The 16,830-nt window shown below is 58.9% G+C and carries 15 protein-coding genes; 7 read left to right on the top strand and 8 right to left on the bottom strand.

The annotated features are described in order from the left end of the window. Positions 1–10: 10 nt before the first annotated feature. On the top strand, positions 11–568 hold the full coding sequence (locus tag G9X48_RS17330) for a DcrB family lipoprotein (RefSeq protein ID WP_004386825.1): 558 nt from the start codon (positions 11–13) through the stop codon (positions 566–568). Positions 569–607: 39 nt separating this feature from the next. On the opposite strand, the gene G9X48_RS17325 is transcribed toward G9X48_RS17330, so the two are convergent. Then, positions 608–1,798, bottom strand: a complete 1,191-nt coding sequence (locus G9X48_RS17325) for an MFS transporter (RefSeq protein ID WP_012126342.1) — start codon at positions 1,796–1,798, stop codon at positions 608–610. Between the two features lie 147 nt (positions 1,799–1,945). Here G9X48_RS17325 and G9X48_RS17320 point away from each other — a divergent pair, with 147 nt between their 5' ends. Beyond that, positions 1,946–3,010, top strand: coding sequence for an AI-2E family transporter (locus tag G9X48_RS17320; protein ID WP_014727870.1), 1,065 nt, complete (start codon positions 1,946–1,948; stop codon positions 3,008–3,010). Between the two features lie 4 nt (positions 3,011–3,014). Here G9X48_RS17320 and G9X48_RS17315 read toward each other — a convergent pair whose 3' ends face one another. After that, positions 3,015–3,527: an NlpC/P60 family protein gene (locus G9X48_RS17315; protein WP_097641505.1), complete on the bottom strand. Its 513-nt coding sequence runs from the start codon at positions 3,525–3,527 to the stop codon at positions 3,015–3,017. A 294-nt stretch (positions 3,528–3,821) separates the two neighbouring features. On the opposite strand from G9X48_RS17315, the gene G9X48_RS17310 reads away from it, so the two are divergent. Further along, positions 3,822–5,237, top strand: coding sequence for a glutamine synthetase family protein (locus G9X48_RS17310; protein ID WP_097641506.1), 1,416 nt, complete (start codon positions 3,822–3,824; stop codon positions 5,235–5,237). Positions 5,238–5,374: 137 nt separating this feature from the next. On the opposite strand, the gene G9X48_RS17305 is transcribed toward G9X48_RS17310, so the two are convergent. Further along, the gene (locus G9X48_RS17305; RefSeq protein ID WP_097641507.1) at positions 5,375–6,565 is read right to left on the bottom strand and encodes an NAD(P)/FAD-dependent oxidoreductase; all 1,191 of its coding nucleotides are present in this window, start codon (positions 6,563–6,565) and stop codon (positions 5,375–5,377) included. Positions 6,566–6,794: 229 nt separating this feature from the next. Here G9X48_RS17305 and pitA point away from each other — a divergent pair, with 229 nt between their 5' ends. Further along, complete coding sequence (gene pitA / locus G9X48_RS17300) at positions 6,795–8,297, top strand: inorganic phosphate transporter PitA (RefSeq protein ID WP_004388312.1); 1,503 nt, start codon at positions 6,795–6,797, stop codon at positions 8,295–8,297. A 50-nt stretch (positions 8,298–8,347) separates the two neighbouring features. Here pitA and uspB read toward each other — a convergent pair whose 3' ends face one another. Further along, entirely contained in the window at positions 8,348–8,683 is a 336-nt protein-coding gene (gene uspB / locus G9X48_RS17295; RefSeq protein ID WP_004388311.1) for a universal stress protein UspB, read from the bottom strand. Positions 8,684–9,077: 394 nt separating this feature from the next. Between uspB and uspA the strand changes: the two genes are divergently transcribed. Next, positions 9,078–9,515 (top strand): universal stress protein UspA, encoded by a 438-nt coding sequence (gene uspA / locus G9X48_RS17290; protein WP_004388310.1) that lies wholly within the window; start codon positions 9,078–9,080, stop codon positions 9,513–9,515. A 99-nt stretch (positions 9,516–9,614) separates the two neighbouring features. On the opposite strand, the gene rsmJ is transcribed toward uspA, so the two are convergent. Together rsmJ and prlC are read right to left on the bottom strand one after the other, a co-directional pair. Beyond that, the gene (gene rsmJ / locus G9X48_RS17285) at positions 9,615–10,367 is read right to left on the bottom strand and encodes a 16S rRNA (guanine(1516)-N(2))-methyltransferase RsmJ (RefSeq protein WP_097641508.1); all 753 of its coding nucleotides are present in this window, start codon (positions 10,365–10,367) and stop codon (positions 9,615–9,617) included. Between the two features lie 8 nt (positions 10,368–10,375). Further along, positions 10,376–12,418, bottom strand: a complete 2,043-nt coding sequence (gene prlC, locus G9X48_RS17280) for an oligopeptidase A (protein WP_097641509.1) — start codon at positions 12,416–12,418, stop codon at positions 10,376–10,378. A 192-nt stretch (positions 12,419–12,610) separates the two neighbouring features. Here prlC and G9X48_RS17275 point away from each other — a divergent pair, with 192 nt between their 5' ends. Beyond that, positions 12,611–13,453, top strand: coding sequence for a 23S rRNA (adenine(2030)-N(6))-methyltransferase RlmJ (locus G9X48_RS17275; protein WP_004388308.1), 843 nt, complete (start codon positions 12,611–12,613; stop codon positions 13,451–13,453). Positions 13,454–13,527: 74 nt separating this feature from the next. After that, complete coding sequence (gene gorA / locus G9X48_RS17270) at positions 13,528–14,880, top strand: glutathione-disulfide reductase (protein WP_097641510.1); 1,353 nt, start codon at positions 13,528–13,530, stop codon at positions 14,878–14,880. 77 nt (positions 14,881–14,957) lie between these two features. Here gorA and G9X48_RS17265 read toward each other — a convergent pair whose 3' ends face one another. Beyond that, positions 14,958–16,559, bottom strand: a complete 1,602-nt coding sequence (locus G9X48_RS17265) for an STY4199 family HEPN domain-containing protein (protein WP_097641511.1) — start codon at positions 16,557–16,559, stop codon at positions 14,958–14,960. 73 nt (positions 16,560–16,632) lie between these two features. Then, positions 16,633–16,800 (bottom strand): hypothetical protein, encoded by a 168-nt coding sequence (locus tag G9X48_RS17260; protein ID WP_007871833.1) that lies wholly within the window; start codon positions 16,798–16,800, stop codon positions 16,633–16,635. Between the last annotated feature and the right edge of the window lie 30 nt (positions 16,801–16,830).

Raw genomic sequence — 16,830 nt, 5'->3', positions numbered from 1 at the left:
GAATAAGTGAATGCGCAATCTGGTGAAATATGTCGGTATTGGCCTGCTGGTGATGGGGCTTGCCGCCTGCGATAACAAAGACAGCAACGCGCCGGCCAGCGCCGGTGCCTCACAGAGCGAAGCTTCCGGCCAGCCGGTCAGCCTGCTGGACGGTAAACTCAGCTTCTCCCTGCCGTCGGATATGACCGATCAGAGCGGTAAAGTGGGCACCCAGGCGAACAACATGCATGTCTACTCTGACCAGACCGGCCAGAAAGCCGTGATCGTTATCGTTGGCGAGAAAAGCCAGGAATCGCTGGAAGTGCTGGCAAAGCGTCTGGAAGATCAGCAGCGCGCCCGCGACCCGCAACTGCAGGTCGTGACCAATAAAGCGATTGAAATCAAAGGCCAGAAGATGCAGCAGCTCGACACCGTCATCTCTGCCAAAGGCCAGACCGCTTACTCCTCCGTGGTGCTGGGCAATGTCGATGACAAACTGCTGACCCTGCAAATCACGCTGCCTGCCGATAACCAGCAGCAGGCGCAGAGCACCGCAGAGAACATCATCAACACCATCGTGGTGAAGTGATCCGCAGTAAAAATGACGCTTAAAACCGCGGCCTGCCCTTTACGGGGCGGGCCGTTTTTTTAGCTGTACGCTTAAGAGAATAGCGAGCAGCACCAGCCCCGCCGCCGCCAGATAAATCGCCGGTACGCCCGCCCAGGCCATCAGCACACCCGCCGCCGGGCCGGTTATCCCAAGAGACAGATCCATAAACAGCGTATAAGTGGCGAGCGCCGCGCCCTGATTACTCTGGGGCACCGCTTTCACCGCCACGACGCCAAGCGCCGGGAAAACCAGCGAGAACCCTGCGCCTGCGAGAAACGTCCCCGCTTTCGCCATCCACGGCTCCACCGCCAGCCCAACCATCAGCAACCCGACCGTTTCCACCACGCCGCAGATAAGCGTCACGTTAATGCCGCCCAGCCGGTTAATCGCGTTAGGGAATAACAAGCGTGTGCCGACAAACGCGCCGCTAAAAAGCGTCAGGGCGAACGCCGCGCCGTCCCAGCCTTTCGCCTGATAGAACAGCGTAATAAACGTGGCGATCACCCCAAAGCCGGAAGTGGTGAGCGCCAGCGCCATGCCGAACGGCCAGACCTTGCCGAGCACCGCGCGAAACGGCAGCGGTTTTCCCTTACTCGCCTTCACGGCCGGGCGCGGCAGCGCTAACACAATGCCAAGCAGCGCAACACCCATAATGACGCCCGCCACCAGCGGCAGGCCGCCCTGGCGGTACAGCAGCGCGCCGAGCGGCGCGCCCACGGCCATCGCGCCGTAGGTGACCACGCCGTTCCAGGAGATCACTTTGCCGATGTGCGTCGAGCCGACCACGCCGACGCCCCAGAGCGTCGAGCCGGTTCCCGCACAGCTTTGCCCAAAGCCCAGCACCACGCGCCCGAGACACAACAGCGCCAGCGACACCAGCGGCGCGCCGGCCCCCCACCACGCCAGAAAATAGCTCGCGCCGCTCAGCAGACAGCCGGACATCCCGACGATCACCACGGTTTTCGGCCCCCAGAGATCGGCATAGCGCCCCGCATGAGGACGGCTTATCAGCGTGGCGATATACTGAAGGCTGATAACCAGCCCCGCCCAGAACGGGCTAAACCCCATCACATCATGGACATAGCCCGGCAGTACCGCGAGCGGCAGGCCGATGGTCAGAAAGGTAGCGAAATTGAAGATAACGATGGAGACGATTTTCAGGTTCAGCCGTAAGCCGCTTAATGCGGGTTCGGCGCTTACATCCGGCATGACATTTCACTTTTTTGGCAACAGCGGTAGCGTCAGTATAAACCTGAAATTTCCTTCAACGGAAACGCCCGCGTTTCAGACTTCCTCCCTGCGGCGCAATGCCCATTGCACACTACACTAAGAAAGCCCTCATCAAAGGAATTGGTTATGATTGGTCCACAACGACCCCAACCCCAACAAGATAAAGTCGGCCTGCATATGCTGCAAAAGCTGGCGGCGCTGGTGATTATTCTGGCCGGTATTCACGCCGCCGCGGATATGATTGTCCCGCTACTGCTGGCGCTGTTTCTGGCGATTGTGCTCAACCCGCTGGTGACCTGGTTTATGCGCCGCGGTTTTCGCCGCCCTGTCGCGATTACTATCGTCGTGTTTGTGATGCTGATAGGCCTGACGCTGCTGCTGGGCGTGCTGGCGGCGTCGTTTAATGAATTTGTCGCGTTAATGCCGAAATATAATAAGGAACTGACGCGAAAACTGCTGCATCTTCAGGAAATGGTGCCGTTTATGCACCTGCATCTTTCGCCGGAGCGTATGCTGCAACGCATGGATTCCGACAAGATGATGACCTTCGCCACGACGCTGATGACGCAGCTTTCCGGCGCGATGGCAAGCGTCGTGCTGCTGGTGATGACCGTCGTTTTTATGCTGTTTGAAGTGCGCCACGTGCCTTATAAGCTGCGTTTCGCGCTCTCAAATCCGCAACTGCATATCGCCGGGCTGCACCGTGCGTTAAAAGGCGTCAGCCACTATCTGGCGCTGAAAACGCTCATCAGCCTGTGGACCGGCGTGATCATCTGGCTCGGCCTGACGCTGCTCGATATCCAGTTCGCGCTGATGTGGGGCGTGCTCGGGTTTCTGCTCAACTACATTCCCAATATCGGCGCGGTGCTCTCGGCAATCCCGCCCATGATCCAGGCGCTGCTGTTTAATGGCGTGTATGAAGTGGTGATGGTGGGGGTGCTGTTCTCGCTGGTGCATATGATTCTGGGCAATATCGTCGAGCCGCGCATGATGGGCCACCGCCTCGGGATGTCCACGATGGTGGTGTTCCTCTCGCTGCTGTTCTGGGGGTGGTTACTTGGGCCGGTCGGCATGCTGTTGTCGGTGCCGCTCACCAGCGTCTGTAAGATCTGGATGGAAACCACGCACGGCGGCAGTAAGCTCGCCGTGCTGCTTGGCCCAGGCCGTCCGAAAACCCGGCTGCCGGGTTAGGCCATTACACTACGCGGCGCGCGGCGAGATAACGCGCGCGCCAGTATTCGTTTGTGAGGCTGGAGATAGTCACGCCTTTCTCTTTTGAGGCGTGAATAAACTGATTATCGCCGATATACACTCCCACATGGCGCTGTTGCGGGCCGGTACTGAAAAATACCAGATCGCCCGGTTGCAGCGCCGTTTTTCTTACCGCTGTGCCCTTTTTAAGTTGCTGCGAGGTGGTGCGCGGCAGCGACACGCTCACCGATTCGGCAAACAGATGCTGCATCAGTGCCGAGCAATCAACGCCGTGGCGCGTCGTACCGCCAAAGTGATAGCGGGTGCCTTTCCAGCTGATATAGCGATTTAACAGCGCGCGTTTAAGCAGCGGGTGCGGCGGTGCCGTCTCTGTGAGGTGCCAGGAATAGTCATTATCATCATCGTGATAATGCCAGGACGCAGGCAGTACGGCGCTGAACGCCGGGGCTGCAAGCAGTGAGGTACAATAAAAAAGTATCATTAATAAAAAACGCATCGCGATCGTTACCGTCTCGTGTTGTTGCTCCTTACCCGGTCAGGAAGTGCGCTCCATATGTGCTTCCTCTGACAGGCCGCAACGTTAACGACTGGCGATAAAACAGACTATCGACTCTCACTACATTCGTTTGTTACTCCTCTTTCATTGACCGTCATAACCCCTTCATCCCACACCGAATAAACGCCATTTTTATACGCCAGCCCTTTCTTTTTACGGGATTTTTACGCCGCTGCACGCTGGAAAGCGCTAGCCTTTGACCATCGCCCGAGCGGCCCACAAGAAGCGTGACCTATGTTCTCCTTTGCACTCACTCCCTGGTTTAAAACCCCGAGCCCGACCGCAGCGCCTTCTGGTCAGGAACCGATTATGTTTTCTACATTGCTGAATACCTGGATGCTGGCGGGCACGCCGCAGGGCGCACTTATGTCCTTTCGCCAGGAAGCCGATGCTTACCTGCGGGAATATCCGCATACCCGCCATGTCGATATTTATCTGCACGATCTGAACGGCTGTCGGCGCGGCAAGCGCATCAGCGCTGAGAGCCTGCGCTCGCTCGCCCAGGGCTGCTATTTTCCGCTGTCGGTCTACGCCATGGATATGGAAGGGCACGTTGTTGAAAGCGCCCTCGCGCAGCGCGAGCCGGACAGGCTCTGTCTGCCGGTCAGCGGCACGCTGCGCCCTTGTGCAAGCGATCCAGCGCATCACGCCCAGTTGCTGCTTGCGATGCAGGAGCCGGACGGCGCAGGCTGCGCGATGGAGCCGCGCGTTGTACTGGAGCGCCTTCTGGCGCAGTTTCACGCGCGCGGTCTCTACCCGGTGATAGCCCCGGAAGTGGAGTTTTATTTGCAGGCGGCGGACGGCGCGCCGCCGTCATCACGCTGTTTTGATATCGACATGCCAGAGCGCGACAGCGCGCTGCTGGAGGCGATGGAAACCGAGGCGCGGCGTCAGGGATTACCGCTTTGCGGTATCGTGGCGGAAGCGCAAGCGGGCCAGTTCGAACTCAATTTTCCGCACACCCCGCGCGTGGTGGAGATGTGCGATCGGGTGCTGGCGGCGCGACGGCTGGTGCATCAGGTGGCGGAAAAACAGGGCTACCGGGCAAGCTTTATGGCCAAACCGCGAGCAGCACTGGCCGGCAGCGGCCTGCACATTCATATCAGCCTGAACGACGCGCAGGACAATAATCTGTTCGCCAGTGACGCGGAAAACCCGAACGTGATGATGCGCCGCAGTCTGAGCGGCCTGCTGGCGCTGATGCCCGCAAGCGTCGCGCTGGTCACGCCTGGCGCCAACGCCTTCCGGCGGCTGCGAAAGAGCCTGAACGAACCGCTGTTTTCATCGTGGGGTTACAACGATCGCTCGGCGGCTCTGCGCCTGCCCTGCGCGTCCCCGGCGTCTCAGCGCATCGAATACCGGCTCGCCAGCGCCGACGCCAACCCGTATCTCGTGGCGGCGGCGGCCCTCGCGGGCATTCTCTATGGCCTTGATCGTCCGTTAACGCTGCCCGAACCAGGCGCAAGCGCGGAGCTGCCCGCCCTGCCGCTCTTCTGGCCGGACGCGCTGGCGCGTTTTCAGGAGGCGAAGTGGTTACAGGAACAACTGGGCGCGCCGTTCAGCGACGCCTGGCTTGCCTGTAAACGCCAGGAGCTGGCCCGGTTTGAAAGCGAAGTCACCGACGCGGAAAAACGCGCCCATCCCCACTAGTCACGTGAAAAGAGGCGAATCCTGTCTCGCTTCGTCATGATATTCAGCCCCCGCGGCGTACCGCACGGTGCCGATGCGCAGGCGCAAGCCCTGCGCGACATCCGGGGTTTTCACGCCCCGGACTCTCTGCTGAGGCGTTATTCAGCGAGCGCCTGGGCGCAGGCCCAGGCGGAGCTCCACGCCCACTGGAAGTTATAACCGCCAAGCCAGCCGGTCACATCCACCACTTCGCCGATAAAATAGAGTCCTGGCACGTTGCGCGCTTCCATGGTGCGCGACGAAAGCTCGTGGGTATCGACGCCGCCGAGCGTCACCTCCGCGGTGCGGTAGCCTTCGGTGCCGTTGGGCTGGACGCGCCAGCCGTGGAGCGTCTCCAGCAATTCCTGCTGCTGGCGGCTGTTGAGCTGTTTCAGCGTGACGTCCGGGATTTGCCCGAGGCTTTGCAGGCACTCCACCAGCCGCTTCGGCAGCAGCATGGCGAGCGTGTTTTTCAGGCTCTGATTCGGGTGCGCGGCGCGCTGTTCATCGATAAACGCGGCAGCGTCCGTATCCGGCAGCAGGTTAACGGTGACCCACTCACCCGGCTGCCAGTAGCTGGAGATCTGCAAGATCGCCGGGCCGGAGAGCCCGCGATGGGTAAAGAGAATGCTTTCGCGAAAGACCGTGCCGTTATCGGCGGTGACGACCGCCGGCACCGAGACGCCGGAGAGCGTCTGGATCTGCTCAAGCAGCGGCTTATGCAGCGTGAACGGCACCAGGCCCGCGCGGGTTGGCAGCACTTTCAGGCCGAACTGCTCCGCCACTTTATAGCCAAACGGCGTGGCGCCGAGGCCCGGCATCGACAGGCCGCCGCTGGCGATAACCAGCTTCGGCGTCTGCACCGCGCCGCCATTAAGCGTCAGGGTATAACCGCTGTCTTCGCGCGCAATCGCCAGCACTTCGCTGCGTAGCCGCACGGTGACGCCGCCTTTGTCGCACTCCGCCATCAGCATCGTGACGATCTGCTCCGCCGAGTCATCGCAGAAGAGCTGGCCGAGGGTTTTCTCATGCCAGGCGATGCCGTGCTTGCCCACCAGATCGATAAAATCCCACTGGGTGTAGCGCGCCAGCGCCGATTTGCAGAAGTGCGGATTAGCGCTGAGGTAAGCGGCGGGTTCAACGTAGAGATTGGTAAAATTGCAGCGCCCGCCGCCGGACATCAGGATTTTGCGCCCCGGTTTTTTGCCGTTATCCAGCACTAATGTCCGGCGGCCCGCCTGCCCTGCCAGCGCCGCGCAGAATAATCCTGCCGCGCCCGCCCCTACGATGATGGCATCAAACTGTTCCACAACCCTTCCTCATTGCCGTTAAGGCCGCGAATTGTAAAGTTTCCTCTCTGGTCGCACCAGACAAAACCCTGTTACAAATTCTAATAAATTGAATTTAAAAGGTAATCTCTTTAGGGAAATTGACACTTCAGTGACGGCGATTAAAAAAAGTCTATATTTCACTTTGCCCACGCCGCCGTTGTCTTAGATAATGCGCCGCGTTCATGTCCTCAAAATGGCGTAACGTCCTATGCTACATTTGTTTGCCGGGCTGGATTTACACACTGGCCTGTTACTATTGCTTGCTCTGGGATTTGTACTGTTTTATGAAGCTATCAACGGCTTCCATGATACGGCAAACGCAGTCGCAACGGTTATCTACACACGCGCTATGCGATCGCAACTTGCGGTGGCTATGGCGGCTCTCTTTAACTTCCTCGGTGTTCTGCTTGGCGGCTTAAGCGTAGCCTATGCGATTGTGCATATGCTGCCGACTGATTTGCTGCTGAATGTGGGCTCCGCGCATGGCCTGGCGATGGTTTTCTCCATGCTGCTGGCCGCGATTGTCTGGAACCTTGGCACCTGGTATCTCGGTCTGCCGGCGTCCAGCTCCCATACGCTTATCGGCTCTATCATCGGGATTGGTCTCACCAACGCCCTGATGACCGGCACGTCCGTTGTGGATGCGCTGAATATCCCGAAAGTGCTGAACATTTTCGGCTCGCTGATTGTGTCGCCGATTGTCGGTCTGGTGTTCGCGGGCGGGCTGGTGTTCTTGCTGCGTCGTTACTGGAGCGGCACCAAAAAACGCGCCCGTATCCATCTGACGCCTGCCGAGCGTGAAAAGAAAGACGGCAAGAAAAAGCCGCCGTTCTGGACGCGTATTGCGCTGATCCTCTCCGCTATCGGCGTGAGTTTCTCGCACGGCGCGAACGACGGTCAGAAAGGCATTGGCCTGATTATGCTGGTGCTGATTGGCGTGGCACCGGCGGGTTTTGTGGTGAATATGAACGCCTCCGGCTATGACATCACCCGCACCCGCGATGCTATCAGCAACGTTGAAACGTACTTCCAGCAGCACCCGGCGGCGCTGCGTCAGGTGGCGGGCATAGACCCGGTGATCCCAACGCCGGAGCAGGTGAACCCGACGGATAATCCGAAAGAGTTCCACTGCGACGCCAGCCGCGCCATCGTGGCGCTGGATCGCGCTAAAGGGATGCTTAACAACATCGACAGCTACGACAAACTGACCGTTGAGCAGCGCAGCCACCTGCGCCGCATCATGCTGTGTATCTCTGACACCACCGATAAAGTGGCGAAGCTCAAAGACACCAGCGCGGACGATCAGCGTCTGTTGAAAAACCTGAAAGCCGATATGCTCAGCACCATCGAGTACGCGCCGGTATGGATAATCATGGCGGTCGCGCTGGCGCTTGGCGTCGGTACGATGATTGGCTGGCGCCGCGTGGCGACCACCATCGGTGAGAAAATCGGTAAGAAAGGCATGACCTACGCACAGGGCATGTCGGCGCAGATGACGGCGGCCGTGTCCATCGGTATCGCGAGCTACACCGGTATGCCGGTGTCCACGACGCACGTGCTGTCATCGTCGGTCGCGGGCACTATGATCGTCGACGGCGGCGGTCTGCAGCGCAAAACCGTCACCAGCATTCTGATGGCCTGGGTCTTCACTCTGCCGGCCTCCATCATGCTCTCAGGCGTGCTGTACTGGATTGCGTTGCGTTTCGTGTAAGCGAATTTGCGTGAACGTTAAGAAGCGGGTCAGGAAACTGGCCCGCTTTTTTAATGCCAAATCATCAGCCCGATAAGGCTGATAATCACCAGACCGCATAAAGCGCTGGTCAGAATAAACTGGCGGCGCACGCGTTCGCAGCGGCGAATAAATTCGTCGTCATGATGATCAAGATAACGTTGCCAGTAGATATACCAGACGAGGCGGATCTGCTTGCTGGGCTGACCATGCGCGGTAAAAAAACCGCCGCCATCCACATACTGATACAGCAGCGGATCGCATCCTCTGAGCACCACCAGCAGCGCGCGTAACGATGAGAAATAGCGCGCCATGTTAATAACGCAAACCAAGAATAAGGCCCAAAACAGCGCGACGGTGCTGATCATACCTTCCCCCCGACGACTCGCCTGGAAAGCAATGGCTCTCCAATACCTGAAAGACTGTTCTGTGAAGCGTGCATGCGTGAAAGTCGATCGGGTTCACATTTATTCACCCGAACGGCTTTTTTAATAGTGTAGGAGATCCGGTAATTTTTTTACCACATCGTTAATCCTTATCAACGCTTGCTGACCTATTTTCCGCTTCAATGTATGCGACCCCGGCGGATTGACGGATGTACCAGGGCGCTATAAGGTGAAATTAGCTTTAGCACTAAGTCTTTACGCCGGAATGAGTTCCCGCGATTGTGGTACGCAGGACGCGGGCACGGGGATGACGCCGCAGGTAGCCACGCGCCATCCAGTCCACTGGTCATCGACATCTTATGGAAGGAGTAACACTATGGCTTATAAACATATTCTTATCGCGGTCGATCTGTCCCCTGAGAGCAAGGTACTGGTAGATAAAGCGGTATCCATGGCGCGTCCCTACAACGCGAAAATTTCTCTGATTCATGTCGATGTGAATTATTCCGATCTTTACACCGGGTTGATTGACGTTAACCTGGGCGACATGCAGAAACGTATCTCGGAAGAGACGCACCACGCGCTGACCGAGCTTTCCACCAACGCGGGCTATCCGATTACCGAAACCCTGAGCGGCAGCGGCGATCTGGGCCAGGTGCTGGTCGACGCCATCAAGAAATACGATGTGGATCTGGTGGTATGCGGTCACCATCAGGATTTCTGGAGCAAGCTGATGTCTTCCGCACGCCAGCTTATCAACACGGTTCACATCGATATGCTGATCGTCCCGCTGCGCGACGACGAAGAGGCGTAAGTGGCGACGGCGGGTGCGCAACGCTTACCCGCCCTACAGGCGTTTTTACGATGCAAAAGGCGCTGCCTTCCGGCAGCGCCACACTGAAGCAAGGGGCTGTCAGGCTGGCGTGCCCGTGTAGATATCAAACCGGTGGCCTTTCGTCACCACGGCGTTTGGCGTCGCAACGTCGCCAAGCGGCGGTGCATAATCCGGGCGTTTGACAACCACGCGCTTGATGGCGAGCCTGCGGGCCGGTGCCAGCAGCCCGTCGGCGTCGAGATCCGGCCCCACCAGCGACTGAAACACCCGCATCTCTTTTTTCACCAGCGCGCTTTTCTGCTTGTGCGGAAACATCGGATCGAGATAGACCACATCCGGGCGCGGCATTATCGCCTCAAGCGCCGTCAGGCTTGAGGCGTGAATGAGCTGTAACCGCTCGCGCAGCCACGGCCCGATTTCCGCATCCTGATAGCCGCGCGCGAGACCGTCGTCCAGCAGCGCCGCGACAACCGGGTTGCGCTCCAGCATCCGCACGTGACACCCCACCGACGCCAGCACGAACGCGTCGCGCCCGAGCCCCGCCGTGGCGTCCACCACCTGCGGCAGATAACTACCCTTAATACCGACCGCTTTCGCCACCGCCTCGCCGCGACCGCCGCCGAATTTACGCCGGTGCGCCATCGCGCCCTCGACGAAATCGACAAAAATCCCGCCAAGCTTTGGCTCGTCGCGCTTGCGCAGCTCAAGATGCGCGGACGTCATCACCAGCGCCATCGGGTTATCGGCATCGTGCGTCAATCCCCAGCGGGCCGCCAGAACAGATAAGGCGCCGTCTCCGGCGCCTGTTTCATCAATCAGACAAATGTTCACGCGTGTCGTCAGCCCTGGATGCCGTAGTGTTCCAGCATCGCGTCAAGCTGCGGCTCGCGCCCGCGGAAGCGTTTGAACAGCTCCATCGGTTCTTCGGAGCCGCCGCGCGTCAGGATGTTATCAAGGAACGACTGGCCAGTTTCGCGGTTGAAAATCCCCTCTTCTTCGAAACGGGAATAGGCATCCGCCGCCAGCACGTCGGCCCACAGGTAGCTGTAGTAGCCCGCCGCGTAGCCGCCCGCGAAGATATGGCTGAACGCGTGCGGGAAGCGGCCCCAGCTTGGGCCTGGCACCACGGCGACCTGTTTTTTGATCTCGGCGAGCGTCTCCAGCACTTTCGCGCCCTGCTCCGGGCTGAACTGCGCATGCAGACGGAAATCAAACAGGCCGAACTCCAGCTGGCGCAGGATGAACATCGCCGCCTGGTAGTTTTTCGCGGCCAGCATTTTATCCAGCAGTTCCTGCGGCAGCGGCTCGCCGGTTTCATAGTGACCGGAGATAAACGCCAGCGCCTCCGGCTCCCAGCACCAGTTTTCCATAAACTGGCTCGGCAGCTCGACGGCATCCCACGGTACACCGCTGATACCCGCCACCCCTGGGGTTTCGATACGGGTCAGCATATGGTGCAGACCGTGACCAAATTCATGGAACAGCGTGATCACTTCGTCATGGGTGAACAGCGCCGGCTTGCCGCTCACCGGGCGGTTAAAGTTACAGGTGAGGTAGGCGACCGGTTTTTGCAGCGAGCCGTCCGCTTTGCGCATCTGTCCGACGCAGTCGTCCATCCACGCCCCACCGCGCTTGTTCTCACGCGCGTAGAGGTCAAGGTAGAAGCTGCCGCGCAGCTCGCCGCTCTCGTCATACAGCTCGAAGAAGCGCACGTCCGGATGCCAGACGTCGATATCTTTGCGCTCTTTGGCGCTGATGCCGTAAATGCGTTTTACCACTTCAAACAGGCCGTTAACCGCTTTGTTTTCCGGGAAATACGGGCGCAGTTGCTCATCGCTGATGCTGTAGAGATGCTGTTTCTGTTTTTCGCTGTAGTACGCGATGTCCCACGGTTGCAGCTCGTCAACGCTGAAGTGTTCTTTGGCGAAGGCGCGCAGCTGGGCGAGCTCTTTTTCACCCTGCGGGCGGGCGCGTTTGGCCAGATCGGTTAAGAAATCCAGCACCTGCTGCGGGTTTTCCGCCATTTTGGTGGCGAGCGATTTGTCGGCGTAGCTGTCAAAGCCGAGCAGTTGCGCCAGCTCGTGACGCAGCGCCAGGATCTCTTCCATCACCGGCGTGTTGTCCCATTTGCCCGCGTTCGGCCCCTGGTCAGAGGCACGTGTGCTGTAGGCGCGGTACATCTCTTCGCGAAGCGCCTGGTTGTCGCAGTAGGTCATCACCGGCAGGTAGCTTGGGATATCCAGCGTCAGCAGGAAGCCCTCTTGATCTTTGGCTTCGGCCATCGCTTTCGCGGCCGCCAGCGCGCTTTCCGGCATCCCGGAAAGCTCAGATTCATCGGTAATCAGCTTCGTCCAGCCCTGGGTCGCGTCCAGCACGTTGTTGCTGTAGAGCGAGCCCAGCTCAGAGAGGCGCGCGGCGATTTCGCCGTAGCGTTTTTGCTTCTCTTTCGGCAGGCCAATGCCGGAAAGCTCGAAATCGCGCAGCGCGTTATCAACCGCTTTCTTCTGGGCCGTGTCGAGCTTCGCGTAGTTCTCACCGTCGCGTAAATCGCGATAGGCCTGGTAAAGCCCTTCGTGCTGGCCCACCCAGGTGCTGTATTCAGAAAGCAGCGGCAGCGTTTGTTCATACGCTTCACGCAGTTCCGGGCTGTTTTTCACGGAGTTCAGGTGGCTTATCGGCGAGAAAATACGGCCCAGTCGGTCGTCGGTTTCCGCCAGCGGCTGACAGAGCGATTCCCAGCTGTAAGGCGCGCCGCGGCCGACTACCGCCTCCACCTGCGCGCGGCAATCTTCCAGCGCCTTCGTAACGGCAGGCACCACGTGCTCGGGTTTAATGGAGGAAAACGGCGGCAGTTCAAAAGGCGTCAGTAATGGATTGGTCATAAGCGCGTCCTGATTAGTGTTGTTAAGCGCATCTTGCAGCGACAATGTCTTGTAGGATGGGGTTTAGTGTAGTTAATTTCAATGGCTGGCGCTGGGCTTTAAGGGGCACGACAGCACATCCCGTAAGCGGTCACTTTCCGGTATACTGTTCAAAATCGATGTTCATTTACGCCTTTTGGAAACCCATCCTCCATGCTCAGTTACCGCCACAGCTTCCACGCCGGCAACCACGCCGATGTCCTCAAACACACCGTCCAGAGCCTGATCATTGAATCGCTCAAAGAGAAGGAAAAACCGTTTCTGTATCTGGATACCCACGCGGGCGCCGGGCGCTATCTGCTGAGCGGCGAACACGCCGAGCGCACGGGGGAATATCTGGAAGGCATCGCGCGCATCTGGCAGCGGGACGATTTGCCCGCCGAGCTTGCGCCTTACATCAGCGCCGTGTCGCACTTCAACCGCAGCGGCCAGCTGCGCTACTACCCCGGCTCGCCGCTCATCGCGCGCCAGCTGCTACGCCCGCAGGACAGCCTGCAACTGACCGAGCTGCACCCGAGCGATTTCCCGCTGCTGCGCGGCGAATTTCAGAAAGATGAACGCGCCCGCGTTGAGCGCGCCGACGGCTATCAGCAACTGAAATCGAAGCTGCCGCCCGCCTCGCGCCGCGGCCTGATCCTTATCGACCCGCCGTACGAAATCAAAACCGACTACCAGGCGGTGGTTCAGGGCATCAGCGAAGGCTACAAACGCTTTGCAACCGGCGTCTACGCACTCTGGTATCCGGTCGTTTTGCGCAATCAAATCAAGCGTATGATGAACGATCTGGAAGCCACTGGCATTCGCCGCATTCTGCAAATCGAGCTGGCGGTGCGCCCGGACAGCGATCAGCGCGGCATGACCGCCTCCGGCATGATTGTCATCAACCCGCCGTGGAAGCTGGAACAGCAAATGGCGACGCTGTTGCCATGGCTGCACAAGGCGCTGGTGCCGGCGGGCACCGGCCACACGACGCTGAAATGGGTCGTGCCGGAGTAATCGCAGCTATAGGTGGAACCCCTGTTCGTCAGGACTACAATCGCGTTAATTCGAATCATTAAAAGGTAACAGCCATGACCAGACACTACGACTACCTCGCCATCGGCGGCGGCAGTGGCGGTATCGCTTCTGTCAACCGTGCGGCCATGTACGGCCAGAAATGCGCCCTGATTGAAGCCAAAGCGCTGGGCGGCACCTGCGTCAACGTGGGCTGCGTACCGAAAAAAATCATGTGGCACGCCGCGCAAATCGCCGAGGCGATCCATCTGTATGGCCCGGATTACGGCTTTGACACCACCGTCAACCATTTCGACTGGCAGAGGCTGGTGGCGAGCCGTACCGCCTATATCGACCGCATTCATACGTCGTATGACAATGTGCTGGGCAAAAATAACGTCGATGTGATCCAGGGCTTCGCCCGTTTTGTGGACGCGCACACCGTTGAAGTCAACGGCGAGCGGATCACCGCCGATCACATCCTGATCGCGACCGGCGGGCGTCCGAGCCACCCGGACATTCCGGGCGCGGAATACGGTATCGATTCCGACGGTTTCTTCGCGCTGTCGGCGATGCCGCAACGCGTGGCGGTCGTCGGCGCGGGTTATATCGCCGTTGAACTGGCGGGTGTTATCAACGCACTGGGCGCAAAGACGCACCTGTTTGTGCGTAAACATGCGCCGCTGCGCACGTTCGATCCGATGCTTTCCGAAACGCTGGTGGAAGTGATGCAGGCCGAAGGCCCGCAGCTTCACACGCATGCGACGCCGAAAGCTGTGGAGAAAAACAGCGATGGCAGCCTGACGCTGCACCTGGAAGATGGCCGTTCAGAAACGGTCGATGCGCTGATCTGGGCGATTGGCCGCGAGCCGGAAACCGATAATTTCAACCTGGCGGCAACGGGCGTTAAAACCGACGAAAAAGGCTATATCGTCGTTGATAAATACCAGAATACCAACGTGCCGGGTATTTATGCGGTCGGCGATAATACCGGCGCGGTCGAGCTGACGCCGGTCGCGGTCGCCGCGGGCCGTCGCCTCTCCGAGCGCCTGTTTAACAACAAGCCGGATGAACATCTGGATTACAGCAATATTCCGACCGTGGTCTTCAGCCATCCGCCTATCGGCACCGTCGGGCTTACCGAGCCACAGGCGCGCGAGCAGTATGGCGATGCGAACGTGAAAATCTACAAATCGTCGTTTACCGCGATGTACACCGCTGTCACCACGCACCGCCAGCCGTGCCGCATGAAGCTGGTCTGCGTCGGGCCGGAGGAGAAAATCGTCGGCATTCACGGCATCGGCTTTGGGATGGACGAAATGTTGCAGGGCTTTGCGGTGGCGCTGAAAATGGGCGCGACCAAAAAAGACTTCGACAACACCGTCGCCATCCACCCGACCGCCGCGGAAGAGTTTGTGACGATGCGCTAAGCGCCCATCGCCGCGCCTAAAAACAAGGGGAAGCGTCTGCTTCCCCTTTTTGCTGCCGCGCTTTTACCGCCGCGAATTTACCGGATCGTCTGGTAAATCGCCTCGCGGATTTTCACCCATTTCTTCGTTTCATCATTCGGGTTCGCCTGCGCGCGCAGTTGCGCCTGCTCAAGCTCATGCTTCTGGCGCTCCACGACCGCGGGCACGGTGCAAAACGTCTGCAAATACTCTTTACGCATGGACGTCATTTTCTCGCCCTGCGACAGCGCGTGGCTTAACGTCGTGATCATCCGGCGGCACGGTTTTTTCTCATCCATCTGGAGGCGATAGCGCAGCAGCGTTTCCAGCGTCTCTTCATGATTTTTCGCGAGCGCCTGCTCGGTCCAGGCCACTTTCCAGTTCATTCCGGCCTCGAGAAAGAGGCGCGTAACCAGTTTGTCATCGCGATCGATAGCCGCGCGCAGGTTCTCTTCATCCCACGTGATGCCCATTTTGCTGAGCTTATGACGCGGGCTGTCGTCGTTGTTCTCAGGCTCTGCGGCCATGGCGGTCGCGACAGGCGCGGTCACTTCCTCTGCCGCTGGGGGTTTAAGCGCATCGCTTGCGACAAACAGCGCGCCGACCACCATCGCGATAGCGCCGAGGCCTACTGCGCCCCAGACCGCCCCCATCACCAGCTGGCGCGTCTCCTGCTTTTTGCCGTCCTGACGACGGCTCGGGCTTTCGATGGCATCGCGAACGTCAAAAATATCCCCGCCGACCACGCTGTTTTTCTTCGCGGCATGATCGATAAACGCTTTCAGCTGTGCGTCATCGGCTTTCATCAGCGCCGCCGGGTTCACGCGCGTGCGCCCTTCGCCACAGGCTTTATGCAGCGGAGCGCTGATGGCATTGAAATAGTTATCCAGCATCACTTCCTGCGCGCCGGAAAGCGGTTTGCCGAGCGCGGCGACGTTGCGGATTTCGCGGATATCATCCAGCAGGGTTTGCAGCGTTTTGCGTGGCTCGACAAACAGCGTCAGCGATGTCGCGCCCTGGAAGAGTTTGTCGTAGTGGCGGGCGAAGAGCTTTTTATCGACCACCAGCATCGCCAGCTCGCTGAATAACATGCCGCTCAGGATGTCGCCCTTGTCGCCCATCTTCAGCCAGCGGCGCACTTTATCGCCGCCGCACAACTGTTTAAGCTGATTGACGCGCTGCTGCTCGTCCGGCCAGGCTTCGCGCACCATGCCGCGCAGGGTGAAATCGAGCGCGCGCAACTGGCGCAGCGCGTCGGACTGCATCGCCGTTTTATCGACGTTCATCTCAGTGGAATAGCCCAGTTTTGGCTGCTGGTTACGCACTTTCTCAAGGCACGTCACAAAACGCAGCGCCGCGAGAAGCTGGTTCTCCGTCACGTCCTGGCCGCTCTCATACTGCGGCACCAGCTGTTGCAAGTGGCGCAGCTGCAACGTGAACTGCGACATATCGGCGTCGTTAAGGTTCAGCCGGCGGGCGACCGTCGCCCAGTTGCCGAGATTGAGACGCGCCTGGTCGAGCTGTTGTAAGAACCACTGCGGATCTTTGCCCTCCGCAACGTTAACGCCAAGCAAAACCAGAATTTCAACCGACGCCTGGCGGATCACCGTGAGCGCAGTTTCAAATGTTTCTCTTACCAGAGGCTGTGTGAAGCGGGCCATGTTGCATCCTTTTGCGCTCAACGCCCCGTCATAAAGGTGGGCGGAGCGGGCGAAATTTCACTTAAGTATCTTGTTATTTCTGAATTTTTTTATCTGCGCTGACGGGCAGTGAGACAACATAGCTGAAAATAGCCGGAAAAAAAGTGACACGTCGGTTTTTGCGTGAAAAATCGCCTTTTCCTGCCTGAATTAGCAGGTAAATGGCGGCGCGAATGACAGCGGCGCGTTTTTCAGGCAACACTGTTTGCTGTCCTTACCGCACGGAGATTGT

Origin of the sequence: Cronobacter sp. HA18006, from assembly GCF_011605445.1 — a bacterium.
Classification (GTDB): Bacteria; Pseudomonadota; Gammaproteobacteria; order Enterobacterales; family Enterobacteriaceae; genus Cronobacter; species Cronobacter sakazakii.
The sequence above is the reverse complement of the archived record's forward strand: the minus strand, read 5'-3'. Positions and strand labels throughout refer to the sequence as shown.